Origin of the sequence: Bacillus sp. hwrm1 (assembly GCF_040207805.1) — a bacterium.
Classification (GTDB): Bacteria; Bacillota; Bacilli; order Bacillales; family Bacillaceae; genus Bacillus; species Bacillus velezensis.
On sequence record NZ_CP157943.1, the window covers coordinates 2,590,392 to 2,602,259 of the forward strand.

General features: G+C 46.5%; 16 protein-coding genes. 3 read left to right on the top strand and 13 right to left on the bottom strand.

The window, feature by feature from the left end; genetic code table 11:
- Window positions 1-31: 31 nt before the first annotated feature.
- Window positions 32-913 carry a 2-dehydropantoate 2-reductase gene (locus ABK447_RS12970; RefSeq protein WP_072589072.1) on the bottom strand — a complete coding sequence of 294 codons (882 nt, stop codon included), beginning with the start codon at window positions 911-913 and terminating at the stop codon, window positions 32-34.
- Window positions 914-1,075: 162 nt separating this feature from the next.
- Here ABK447_RS12970 and ABK447_RS12975 point away from each other — a divergent pair, with 162 nt between their 5' ends.
- On the top strand, window positions 1,076-1,558 hold the full coding sequence (locus tag ABK447_RS12975) for an N-acetyltransferase (RefSeq protein WP_007409700.1): 483 nt from the start codon (window positions 1,076-1,078) through the stop codon (window positions 1,556-1,558).
- A 39-nt stretch (window positions 1,559-1,597) separates the two neighbouring features.
- On the opposite strand, the gene gerR is transcribed toward ABK447_RS12975, so the two are convergent.
- The 3 genes from gerR to ABK447_RS12990 form a co-directional block, all read right to left on the bottom strand.
- Complete coding sequence (gerR, locus tag ABK447_RS12980; RefSeq protein ID WP_012117496.1) at window positions 1,598-2,173, bottom strand: sporulation-specific transcriptional regulator GerR; 576 nt, start codon at window positions 2,171-2,173, stop codon at window positions 1,598-1,600.
- 159 nt (window positions 2,174-2,332) lie between these two features.
- On the bottom strand, window positions 2,333-2,512 hold the full coding sequence (gene rpmF, locus ABK447_RS12985) for a 50S ribosomal protein L32 (RefSeq protein ID WP_003154457.1): 180 nt from the start codon (window positions 2,510-2,512) through the stop codon (window positions 2,333-2,335).
- Window positions 2,513-2,533: 21 nt separating this feature from the next.
- Window positions 2,534-3,052 carry a DUF177 domain-containing protein gene (locus tag ABK447_RS12990; RefSeq protein ID WP_012117495.1) on the bottom strand — a complete coding sequence of 173 codons (519 nt, stop codon included), beginning with the start codon at window positions 3,050-3,052 and terminating at the stop codon, window positions 2,534-2,536.
- A gap of 208 nt (window positions 3,053-3,260) precedes the next feature.
- Between ABK447_RS12990 and ABK447_RS12995 the strand changes: the two genes are divergently transcribed.
- Window positions 3,261-4,508, top strand: a complete 1,248-nt coding sequence (locus ABK447_RS12995; protein WP_094031689.1) for a nucleotidyltransferase — start codon at window positions 3,261-3,263, stop codon at window positions 4,506-4,508.
- A gap of 18 nt (window positions 4,509-4,526) precedes the next feature.
- Here the strand turns inward: ABK447_RS12995 and ABK447_RS13000 are convergent, their stop codons facing one another.
- Together ABK447_RS13000 and ABK447_RS13005 are read right to left on the bottom strand one after the other, a co-directional pair.
- Window positions 4,527-5,549 carry a SepM family pheromone-processing serine protease gene (locus tag ABK447_RS13000; protein ID WP_007409697.1) on the bottom strand — a complete coding sequence of 341 codons (1,023 nt, stop codon included), beginning with the start codon at window positions 5,547-5,549 and terminating at the stop codon, window positions 4,527-4,529.
- Window positions 5,550-5,554: 5 nt separating this feature from the next.
- On the bottom strand, window positions 5,555-6,334 hold the full coding sequence (locus ABK447_RS13005; protein ID WP_007409696.1) for a patatin family protein: 780 nt from the start codon (window positions 6,332-6,334) through the stop codon (window positions 5,555-5,557).
- A gap of 179 nt (window positions 6,335-6,513) precedes the next feature.
- Here ABK447_RS13005 and ylbJ point away from each other — a divergent pair, with 179 nt between their 5' ends.
- Complete coding sequence (gene ylbJ / locus ABK447_RS13010) at window positions 6,514-7,740, top strand: sporulation integral membrane protein YlbJ (RefSeq protein WP_094031688.1); 1,227 nt, start codon at window positions 6,514-6,516, stop codon at window positions 7,738-7,740.
- A gap of 18 nt (window positions 7,741-7,758) precedes the next feature.
- Here ylbJ and coaD read toward each other — a convergent pair whose 3' ends face one another.
- The 7 genes from coaD to ABK447_RS13045 all read right to left on the bottom strand — a co-directional run bounded on the left by coaD (window position 7,759) and on the right by ABK447_RS13045 (window position 11,832).
- Window positions 7,759-8,241 carry a pantetheine-phosphate adenylyltransferase gene (gene coaD / locus ABK447_RS13015; RefSeq protein WP_007409694.1) on the bottom strand — a complete coding sequence of 161 codons (483 nt, stop codon included), beginning with the start codon at window positions 8,239-8,241 and terminating at the stop codon, window positions 7,759-7,761.
- 4 nt (window positions 8,242-8,245) lie between these two features.
- On the bottom strand, window positions 8,246-8,800 hold the full coding sequence (gene rsmD, locus ABK447_RS13020) for a 16S rRNA (guanine(966)-N(2))-methyltransferase RsmD (RefSeq protein WP_007409693.1): 555 nt from the start codon (window positions 8,798-8,800) through the stop codon (window positions 8,246-8,248).
- A 299-nt stretch (window positions 8,801-9,099) separates the two neighbouring features.
- On the bottom strand, window positions 9,100-9,372 hold the full coding sequence (locus tag ABK447_RS13025; protein WP_003154470.1) for a YlbG family protein: 273 nt from the start codon (window positions 9,370-9,372) through the stop codon (window positions 9,100-9,102).
- Between the two features lie 58 nt (window positions 9,373-9,430).
- Entirely contained in the window at window positions 9,431-9,880 is a 450-nt protein-coding gene (locus ABK447_RS13030) for a YlbF family regulator (RefSeq protein ID WP_003154472.1), read from the bottom strand.
- Window positions 9,881-9,950: 70 nt separating this feature from the next.
- Window positions 9,951-10,190 (bottom strand): YlbE-like family protein, encoded by a 240-nt coding sequence (locus ABK447_RS13035; protein WP_003154475.1) that lies wholly within the window; start codon window positions 10,188-10,190, stop codon window positions 9,951-9,953.
- A 15-nt stretch (window positions 10,191-10,205) separates the two neighbouring features.
- Complete coding sequence (locus ABK447_RS13040) at window positions 10,206-10,616, bottom strand: YlbD family protein (RefSeq protein ID WP_025284691.1); 411 nt, start codon at window positions 10,614-10,616, stop codon at window positions 10,206-10,208.
- A 175-nt stretch (window positions 10,617-10,791) separates the two neighbouring features.
- Window positions 10,792-11,832: a CAP domain-containing protein gene (locus ABK447_RS13045; protein WP_007409690.1), complete on the bottom strand. Its 1,041-nt coding sequence runs from the start codon at window positions 11,830-11,832 to the stop codon at window positions 10,792-10,794.
- Window positions 11,833-11,868 lie beyond the last annotated feature (36 nt).

Consider the following 11,868-nt stretch of genomic DNA (forward strand, 5'->3'; position numbering starts at 1 on the left):
ATGTTACCGGAAAACCTCAAAAGACTTTGTTTCAGTTTCTTTCTAACGCTTTTATGCTGCGGTGTAAAAATGGGAGATGAACGGCCGGCAATCCGCGGCTTTCCGCTTCTTTTACAAGGTAGCCGATAATCGCATCGGCCTCTGTCCGCCTGCCTGCCATGATATCGACGAGCATGGAGGAATGATTTTTTTCCGTCAGTCTGCAAACTTCGCAAACCTTGTTCCACGCTTTTTCTCTATCAGCGAGGCCAAGTATTGTCTCCGCTTCTTCAAACACGTTTCTCATATATTTTTTGTAAGCGTCATTTGTTACCAGCTCTCCGTTTTTCACGCGCAGCAATGCAGTTAACGGGTTGATGCATACATTTATGATCAGTTTTCCCGTTAACAGCCGATACCAGTCGTTTTCATCATATACGGGAAAATCCCGGTGCATGCCGGAAAAGATGCTTTTGAGCGTTTCCGGCCGGGATGCGCTGAATACACTCCATCTTACGGCTCCGGCTCCCGTATGTTCAACGGCATGATCTGATATCTTTTTTGCTCCGTGCTCAACAGTGCCGACATAAAGCGAATGATCCGTATGCCAATCTTTAATGTCGTGTATGTGTCCCATGCCGTTTTGCAAAAACAGCACATTCGTCCCTTTTATCGTCTCAAGATCCCGCAACACAGCACTTAGCTGGTGCTGTTTAACGGCTGCGATTAAGAGGTCGAATCCGGAAGTGAGGCCTGTTTGCGCTCTGCATGCCGCCGTACATTCTATTCCGTCTTTCAAAAGCCGTATACCGCCTGAGTTAATCGCATCAGCCTGCTCCGTCCGCCGCGTAATGACCGTTACCTGATGGCGGGACGATAAGTAGTAAGCACATAAAAGGCCTACCGCTCCGCCGCCGATAATTCCGATTTTCACACTGTCACACCCTATATCTGCATTTTTCCATATTATCATAGCAGAAGCCGCCGCAAATTACTTCAATTTCGTTTTGAGCAAAAAGACTGGCAAGCATATTATAGTTGGAATTTTCAATTAAAGCGTTTACAATAATGGTAGAACACAACAAAGGGGGAGTTTGTGTTGAAAATAGAGCGACTGCTCATCAACTTTAAGACACTCGAAGAATTTAAAAGGTTTAAGGAATACGGGATGCAGGAGCTGTCGATGCTTGAAGATCTTCAGGATAATATCATTGAAAATGACAGCACCTCGCCTTTTTACGGGATTTACTTCGGGGATAAACTAGTGGCGAGAATGAGTTTATATCAGGTAAACGGAGGCGCGAATCCGTATTTTGATCACCGTCAGGACTTTTTGGAACTTTGGAAGCTTGAGGTTCTTCCGGGCTATCAAAACAACGGATACGGAAAAGCGCTTGTTGATTTTGCCAAATCCTTCAGAATGCCGATCAGGACAAATTCACGCATGAAATCAGCAGATTTCTGGGATAAGATGAATTTTGAGCCCGTTAAATATGATATGGCGCGTGATAAAGGAGAAAATCCTTATATCTGGCATCCCGATATGGACGGTGAAATGACATCCGGAGAAACGGCATAATAAAAAACCGGCGGGGCGCCGCCCCCAGGCCGGTTCATTTTACAGGCTCTGCGCCGATTTTCTGTCGTCTTCTTTTGAATTGAACATCCTTCTCGCTCTGTCCATAATGTCAATTAACGCTTTATAATCTTCTTCCGTCATCTCCAGCTTGTTTCTCAAGCTTTCATTTTCCTCACGCAGATCCTCGACTTCTTTTTGCAGCGCGGTCAGCTGTTCTGTGAGTTTTTCTTTTTCATGACGCATATCCGCTGCGGCTGGCGACTCTTTAAATTGCTGCAGAAACAAAATGACATCATCAATGGACAGCTCTTTTTCTCCTTCCGCCCTGCGGATCGGAGGCTGTTTGACGGTTCCCGGCAGATTGGCGGAATGCACCCCGATCTGCTTTCTTAATTCCTTCCGCTGTTTTTTCGCCAGTTCTATCCCTGACTGATATTGTTTTCTGACATAAGAATTCCATCTGAACCCGCAGGCGGCAGCCGTTCTCGTCAGCGCTCTGCCGACTTCTTCAAAAGCGGAAAGCTGGGTCCCGCCTTCCCGAATATGCCTGAGCACCACTTCGGCCAGCAGCAAATCTTCATCTTGCGTCCACGCGTCTTGTCTCGTTATCGTCAATCGTATCTCCCTCCATATTTGCTCATTTACCTCATACATATGCCGCTGATAGATTAGATAGACTACTGGGGCTCACAATTTTTTCGGCGGGAGCAGGCCGGAGGGGCAAAAAAAAAAGAAAAGCGCAGGAACCGAGATTCCCGCGCTTTTCTTCATACATTAATTGCTTTTAACATTTATGTCTTTGCCGTTGTATGATCCGCATGCTTTACATACACGGTGAGACAATTTCATCTCTCCGCATGACGGGCATTCTGTCATACCAGGTACATTTAGTTTGAAATGTGTACGGCGCAATCTTTTTTTCATTTTAGAAGTTCTTCTAAAAGGTACAGCCATTATTCCCACCTCCTTAAAGAGTTAAGATTCATCATCTTGTGTTAAGAGCTTTTTCAGATCCGCAAGTCTGGGGTCGATTTGATTTTTCTTGTCTTCCTCAGAAATCACTTGCCAATCCTTCCCCACTTGGGGAGCGGCTCCTTCTTTTTGTTCAGTTTCACAAAAGACTTGCATAGGAATTTCTAAAAGAATCTCTTCTTTTATGATCGGAGTTAAGTCGACGGTATCGTCTTCAGCAAAATGAACGTCCTCATCTTCTATATCATCCGACTTATGAAATCTAAACAGTTCTTTTGTCGCGATTGTAAATGGATACGGCACATCAACTAAAGTTCTTGAGCACGGCAAAACCATTTCGCCTGAAATCGTAAAGTCAAACGAAACTTGCTTGGATTCAATCTCCGCGCGGCCCTTCACCCGGACGGGAGAAATGCGGCGGATGTCAGAATTCAATTTTGTCAGCTCATTTAACTCAACTGTTTCATCAAATTCAAAGCTCTTTTTCGCGATTTGATGAAGCTGATAAATCGTCCATTTCATTTGTATCACCTCAGGAAAGCAACAAACATGATTATAGCTTTTCAGAATGTTTTTGTCAATATTTTTTCTTTACAGCATAATGCCGCCGTCATGCAATCGTTGACAGCCGGATAGGCTATGCATACACTAAACGAAACGGACTAAAATATGCACTTCATTTGCAAATGTACCACACGAAGCAAAACATAGCAAGAAAGGCGGGACAAATATGAAAGCAGTCGGCCTGGTTGTTGAATATAATCCCTTTCATAACGGACACCGCTATCATGCGGAACAAGCAAAAATCAAAACGGACAGCAGCGTCGCGGCGGCGGTGATGAGCGGCCCTTTTTTGCAGCGCGGGGAACCGGCCGCCGTCTCAAAGTGGGCCCGGACAAAAATGGCGCTGGAAAACGGCGTGGATATCGTCATTGAGCTCCCTTATATATATGCCGTACAAAAAGCGGAATTATTCGCGCGCGGCAGCGTTTCGCTTCTTCATCATTTAGGATGCAGCAGCTTGTTTTTCGGCAGCGAAAACGGGCGGATCGAACCCTTTATTGAAGCGTCTGAAGCGTTCAGCCGAAAGGAAGATGACTGCAGCCTGATTCTGAAAGAGGAGCTGAAAAAGGGTCTCAGCTATCCGGCCGCCGCCTCAAAAGCTTTTTCACACATATTCAAAGGGCGGGACATGCTCGATTTGTCCAAGCCGAACAATATTCTCGGTTTTCACTACGTTAGAGCCATACACACCTCCGGTTCCGCTATGAAGCCTTATACGACAGCCAGAATCGCTTCCCAATATCATGACGCCGAGCTTCCCGGAGATAACAGCCGGATAGCCAGCGCAACAAGCATCCGGAAAGCGCTGATAGAAAAAGGAACGGCGGCTGCAAGGAGCTTTCTCCCGGAAGCGTCTGCGCGTGAGCTGGAGGCATACAGAAATTCATACGGCATATGGCACAGCACGGAAGACTATTTTTCATATGTAAAATACAGCCTCAGCACTCTTTCCGCTGAAGAATTGAGCCGAATCTATGAAGTGGAAGAAGGCCTTGAGCACAGAATTCTGCGCACCATCAGACAAGCCCGATCCTATCGCGAAATGATGGAACGATTGAAAACAAAACGATACACGTGGACGAGGCTGCAGCGGATAAACACGCACATTCTGACACGGACGAAAAAAGAAGACATGCATCGGCTCTTGCAGCCTTCAAGCGCTCCTTATATCCGTCTTCTCGGAATGACGAAAAAAGGACAGGCGTACCTGTCGGCAAAGAAAAAAGAGCTTACCGCACCTCTCGTCAGCAAGCTCTCTTCTTTCTCTCATCCCGCTCTGGATCTGGACATACTGGCGGGACGGGTTTACAGCCTGCCGATAAACGAACCTGAACGCACATTGTTTGAGAAACAGGAATTTTCACAAGCGCCGATCCGCTATGATGAAGACGAAAAGCGTTTTTTGAATGCGTAAAAAAAGCACCTGTCTGTATCAGGTGCTTTTTACTTTCAGCTGATCCAAATAGTCAAGTGCGTCCTGCATGGTGTCGACAGGGACGATTTTCATATCGGACTTGATTGCTTTCGCCGTTTTTACCGCATTTTTGTAATCAGAATTTTCAGCTCCGTTTTGATTCGGCGCAAAGAAAATATCTTTTCCCGCTTTGTCTGCGGCGACGACTTTCTGATCGATTCCGCCGATCGGTCCGACTTTGCCGTCCACGTCGATTGTCCCCGTTCCGGCTATATTATAGCCTTTTGTTTCGTCAGGTTTTGTCAGCTGGTTGTAAATTTCTAAAGACATCATGAGACCCGCAGAAGGCCCGCCGATGTTTTCAATGCTGAAATGAAGATCCGGCTTCACTTTCACGTTCCGGTCAGTATATAATGCGACACCGATTCCCGCTCTTTTCGGGTCGTCCGGGAATGATTTCAGCACAATGTCAACGGTCTTTTCTTTCGTGTCCCGTTCAATGTGAAACGTTACTTTTTCCCCCGCTTTTTTGCTGCTGATATAATCAATCAGCTTTTCAGCGGATTCGTATGTTTTCCCGTCCGCGCTGATGATTTTATCACCGACCTCTATTTTTCCTTTTGCCGGCATGTCAGAGACGACTGAACTGGCATAAATGCCGTTAAATGAGTATTTCACCTGTTTCCCGGCTTTTTGATAAGCGGCAATGACCGCGTTTTCTTGGGAGCTTTTCATCATTTGCAGCTGGCGCTTCATATAATCCGAGTCCGATTCGCCCTCTTCTTTTATGCTTTCATCAGGGACGATTTCTTCGTAAGGATGCACTTTCGCCCAAAGATATGTATACGGATTGGCGGGGCCTACTTTGACAGTCATCAAGGAAAGGCTTCCTTTTTCAGGATAGCCTCCGTCCACCTTAATCAGCGGTCTCAGCTCTGATGCTTCTCCCGGCTGTGTGATGTAATACGGAAGCTTAATAAATGTAACAGCGATTAATAAGATCAGGATGATAAACACCCAGCGAAAATGTTTTGCTTTCATATGAGTTAGCCCTCCCAGTTCTCTATTTCTTGTTTAATCCGGCCGATCATCCGGTCTGCGGCTTCTTCGCCCGCTGTGATCATATGATCAATGTTGGCAAAAGAACTTGAGCTGAATGATTCAAGAGAAGGGCGGATCATGACGTCTGCGGCAATGGTCTGGTGACGGACCAATTCATTTTGCAGTATATCCATACTTTGCATGATTACATCAAAAATATGTGCCGCCTTTTCCGTTTTTTTCACCCGGGAGACGTCAGAGGCGATGACGATATCAGCACCCATATCTTTTACGGCGGAAACCGGGATTCTGTCGACCACCGCGCCGTCGACTAACATACGTCCGTTCATTTTTTGCGGGACGAAAACGCCCGGTATGCTGATGCTCGCGCGGACGGCTTCGGACACTGAACCTTTCGTAAAAACGAGTTTTTCGCCGGTCTGAAGGTCGCAGGCCACGATGCCGAGCGGGATCCGCAGTTCTTCTATCGGCTTGCCGTACGTATAGGCATGAACGAGCTGCCTGATGCGGTCTCCTTTTAAAAATCCGAGCTTCGGCATCGTATAATCCGCGTACAGCCGCCGCTTAAATGCTTTAGCGACTTTTTTCATCGTGGCCACGTCATGCCCGGCCGCATAAAAGCTTCCGACTAATGCTCCCATGCTGCTGCCGGCAATCATATCAATTGGAATCTGATGCTTATGTAAACTGGATAACACTCCGAGATGAGCGATGCCTCTTGCCCCTCCCGAACCTAACGCTAACCCGATTGTAGGTTTGGCCAACGCGACGAACCCCCTAATAGACATCCTATACATGAATTCTATGGTCTAAATTGAACCCCTATGCTCGTATATTAGTACAGGATGACAAATAGGTACTTGCCCGGCCGCCTTTAAGGTCTGTTCTATATTTTATCATGATATAAATGTCAGTGTGCAATTTTAGCATCGGGGAGGTAAGAATGAATTTGTCTAAGTTTCATACATTTTTGATTTCATTGTTTTTCATTTTTTTGACGGCTACGGTTATTTCACACCCTCAGGCCTCATTCGAAGCCTCCAAAACCGGTCTTTCCATGTGGTGGGAGGTAGTTTTTCCTTCATTGCTTCCGTTTTTTATTCTATCTGAGCTTTTAATCGGATTCGGCATTGTCAAGTTTGTCGGCCTTTTACTCGAACCCTTTATGCGTCCCATTTTCAGAGTGCCGGGGGTCGGCGGATTTGTACTGGCTATGGGGATGGCTTCAGGCAATCCGGCCGGCGCGAAGCTGACTGCACGGCTGCGCCAGGATAAACAAATCTCCAGAGTAGAGGCTGAACGCCTCGTCTCTTTTACCAATTCATCCAATCCGTTATTTATATTCGCTGCTGTGGCAGTCGGCTTTTTTCATAACGCGTCTCTCGGCATTCTGCTGGCATCGGCTCACTATCTCGGAAACATCGCCGTCGGCCTGACGATGCGTTCATACGGACGGAAAGAAGAAGCGGCGTATACCGGTAAAAAGACGATCGCTCTCCCTTCTCTGAAGGAAGCATTTCTGGCCCTCCACAAGGCGCGGCTTTCGGAAAAGCGGCCGCTCGGAAAAATTTTGGGCGACGCCGTCACCTCTTCTGTACAAACCTTGCTGATGGTGGGCGGTTTTATTATATTGTTTTCGGTTTTCAGCCGGTTATTATCAATCGTACAAGTCATGGATGTGCTTTCTGTATTTACAAACGCGCTGCTTTCGCTTTTTCATCTTCCGGCAAATCTGGACATCCCTCTTATCAGCGGAATGTTTGAAATTACACTTGGGAGCAAGCTGGTCAGTGAAGCTGATGCCGCCTTGCTGCCGAAAGCCATGATTGTGAGTTTTATTCTCGGGTTCAGCGGCCTTTCCGTACAGGCCCAGGTAGCCGGCATTTTATCGGAAACAGATATCCGCTTTAAACCGTTTTTCGCGGCGCGTATCCTTCAGGGCATTTATGCCGCACTCTTTATTCTCTTACTGTGGAAGCCGCTTTACCTTGCATTGGACGAACCTTACCAGTCCGTATTCCTCCCTTTCCGCGATCAGGAAGCGGGATCTGCTGCCGTCAGCGGCTGGAATACACTTGTTGAAACCGGGCCCGCCATCACGCTGACAGCTCTCGCCGTATACGCATTGATTTATTGTTACAGGCTGTCAGCACGGACAAAAAAAGGATGAGACGCCAATCAGCGCTTCTCATCCTTTAAATTTCTGCATCAGCGCCTGTTCAACTTCCGGAGGAACAAACTCTGAAACAGGCCCGTTATATTTTGCGACTTCTTTTACGATGCTTGAACTTAAAAAAGAGTACTGATTGTTCGTCATCATAAAAAAAGTTTCTATTGATTCGTCGAGCACGCGGTTGACGGAAGTCCCCTGCATCTCATATTCGAAGTCAGAAACGGCTCTGAGCCCCCTGATAATCGCCTTCGCCCGCTTTTTTTTCGCATAGTCGATTAACAGTCCCTGTGACGTCTCGACCGTAACATTCGGTATGTCTTTTGTCACTTCTCTTAACAGCTCACATCGTTCCTCAACTGTAAACAGCGGCTGCTTAGAAGAATTATTGAGCACGCATACGTACACCTGCTCAAACACGTTTGCCCCCCGTCTGATAATGTCCAGATGTCCGTAGGTGACGGGATCAAAACTTCCGGGACATACAGCTATACTTGCCACATCATTACCCCCTATTTCGGTATATCGTCACTCCTGTAAGCCCGTAAATTTCCCTTCTTGTTACAGAAAGCGCGCCGACGGCTTCAGGAAGCGCAACGGCTTTATCATGCTCGGCTACGACAAAACCGTCTTCATTCAGCATGTTCTGCTCATCAATCATTTCGATAAGCGCTTTCAGCTTTTGTTCCTTATACGGAGGATCTAAGAAAATTCCGTCAAAACCTTTTTCCCGTTTCGCCGCGGCATAGAGGGCCCGCTCTGCATCATTGCGGTATACTTCCGCTGAAGACAGCAGATCAAGCGCTTTGATATTCGCTTTTACCGTTTGGATGGCTTTGAAATCACGATCCACAAAGATACAGCGGTCAAATCCGCGCGACAGCGCTTCAATCCCGAGACCGCCGCTCCCCGCAAACAAATCCAGCCCCGTTCCTCCGTCAAAATACGGGCCGATCATATTAAAAATAGACTCTTTTACTTTATCCGTCGTCGGCCTTGTTGATGTGCCCGGCACAGCCTTTAAGGCTCGTCCTTTTCTTGAACCGGAAATTACTCTCATTATTCACACCACTTTTTCTGAAAACTTTGATGTTACTCATCGGCTGAGCCGTTATGTATCAAAACAATCCCTATCTTATCATAAAGCATTCTTTCAAACAATGAACGTGAAAAACGTGTATACATATTCACATTCCTGTCAAGACTACGTGTAACAGCATCAATGAATGATGTTGTTGCCAACCGCGGAGAAGACTTACGTTTCCCCATAAGTTCTTCCTCCGGTTTCTCCTCTCCCTTTTCCTTCTCCTTAACTTGTTAAGGAATAGAAGGACCCCGCAGGTATCTGCGGGGATTTTTTTATATACCGACTTTGTAATCGTACTCTTTCGCCTTATCAAGCTTTGATTCAAATTCCAGCTTTAAAAAAGGTTTATAAGAAGGCTCTACCTTCTTCACATAAGAATAAGAAGAAATCTTTTCCATTGTTTTTTCGATTAGGTCCATATCGCAATACAGCACAACGTATTTCAGCCGCTTGGAAACATAATGAACGTTGCCGAATTTTCTCAGCATTTTGCTGTGTTTTAAGGAATGCAGATATACGATTATGCCTTGGCGCTTATTTTCCATCATGATCACCCGCCTGACTTTCTGTTCATTTTATGTAAAAGACGAGACGGCCGTCTCGTCAGGAAACTTTGCATCCGCAGCCGCCGCCGGAACCGCACCCGCCGCCGCAGGATGACAGGCCGTCAAAATAAGGATTCCCCGTCGGAACTTTTACATGCTCCGAGACGGCCGTTCCGAGTTCAATGCTGATCTCGTCAAGCAGCGACTGAAGCTCAGTCTCCGCTTTTTTAAATTCGGCCACCTTATCGTTTAAATCCAGTTCCCGCTTCATTTCTCTCATTTTGCGGGAAATCTCTCTATAATCAGGATGGTATTTGCCAAAGCGCTGCACATCCTCATACTGCTCTTTAACGCTCATAAAAGAACGAATGATCCGCCCTGCCTCTTCATCTTCACGGAGACGCTTGTAACAATCGCGGTAATTTTCAGCCGTCTCAGACTGCAGAATCATGCCGGCAAGCTGCTCCGCTTCACTTTGAAGCTTGACGGACTCAATTGTTGCATACATAAATACGCACCTCCAGTTGCTAGTTTACCATGAAACCACCCAATTGGAAAATGCGGCGTTTAAACGCTTTTTAATCCTGTGAACGCATGGCGTGAACCATCTGCATCATCATCTGCGCCATTTGAATCCCGTTTGAGAATTGGCTTACCCGATGCGGTATCGTCTTTTCATAAAAATTCATCATGTCAAGCTGAAAGGAATTGAGATCGTCCGGTTTTCTCGCAAGTCTGCGGTACCAGACGGGACGCTGCCGTATAAACCGTTTCCGTTCCTCATCTGCGGATATGAATTCCTGAACCTCTTTTCGCATACACGATCCCCTTCTTTAATCCTTCCTGAACGAAAAAGGATGTTGTCCGGAGCCTTGCCGGGGCTGCTTCGTGCTGCTCCCCGAAAATTGGCTTAAAAGGCTTTGCAATGATGAAATGGATTGGCTCATTTTATTGATCTGCTCATTCATTTGGTTGATATCCATCTTTTTGACGGCAGTGACCATTTTTGAAACGAAATCGTTTTTTTCAGCTGGTTCCTGTTTGGTTTCCGCGTCGGAAGAAGGCTGAACGGCCTCGTCTTTAAAAGGGTTCCATATCGGATCATCCTCGCCCAGAAGAACCCAGTTTTCATAGACTTCCTGCCAGCTTCTTTGTTCCTTGCGAACATTTTGGATCAGTTTGGGATGCTTTTTTACGAATTGTTTAAAATCATCGATTGATTGCCGTGATTGCTGATTCGCCACAATTCTCACCCCCTCCGAAAAGTTTTGCCTGCTATAATGTATCGGTTCATGCGCCTTAATGTTCGCCTAAATTGCGAAAAAAAGCAGGTATATATAAAAATTGTTTTTTTCGCCAGAAGCACCGCTCGCGAAAAAACATAAAAAAACCGCGGGGGACGCGCCCCTCTGCGGTTTTTTACTGCCAAGGCTTAATGAAGTTTTGCGTATAATACTTCTGATCAACGCCGACACCGAGGTGCGTATAATCCGGGCTTAACAGCGCCTTTCTGTGGCCTTCGCTGTTCAGCCAGCCCTCCACGGCTGCAGGACCGTCCACATAGTTGTAGGCAATATTTTCACCGGCCTCCCGGTATTTCACATCGCCTTTTTCCAAGCGGTCCTTCAGAGTCCCGTATTTCTTTGAGACGTGAGAGAAATACTTGTTATCCTTCATGTCCTTGCTGTGACCGAATGCCACTTTTGCGGCGCCTTCGTCCCATTTCAGCCTTGCAAGTCCGTGTTTTACGCGGATGACATTTGTAATATCGAGAATCTGCTGCTCACTCGCTCGTTCAATGTCGTTCCATTTTTTATCAGAAACAGGCTCGGGTTCTGTCAGCTTTCCTCTGTACATGACTTCATACGGCCTTTGTTTCACAAGTGTTTCCGCATCAAATGCCCTGATGCTTGACAGATTCCCGTCAAATTTGTCCATGTACAGCTGAACATACATTCCGCCTATCTTAACGGTGGGACGGGTATTGATATCTTCTTCAGAAAACTCGAACCGATACGTGTTTCCCTTGTCAGTCACATTGACAAAAGGAGAAACCTGCGTCGTTTTAAAAACTTCGCCCGTCGATTCGCCGATCTTAAACGGTTTTGCGTTGATGCCGCTTCCCGAAGCGTATAAAGTCACGGCTTTATCATTCAAAATACCGACTTGTACGTATTGGTCTTTCCCCTGGTTGTACACCCACCACTCGTAATCGTAGGCAGAAGGATCTTTCCGGGACGGTTCCCCAAGTTTCTTTTTCACATCGGCGGCAGATTTCCCCATGAGAGAAAGCAGTCCGGATGACGGCATTTTCAGCCGTTTTCCGCTCTCTTCTTCATTGGAAACCTGAGGCTCCTCCTGATCCGTCTTTTTCTGAGGAGCCGATCCATATTGTATAAACAGAACATACGCTCCGTAAATAAGCAAAAGGATAACGAGAGCCCTTGCGATATTTTTCAACCTCTCACCCCCATATGTTCAAACCGTTCTGTTTTT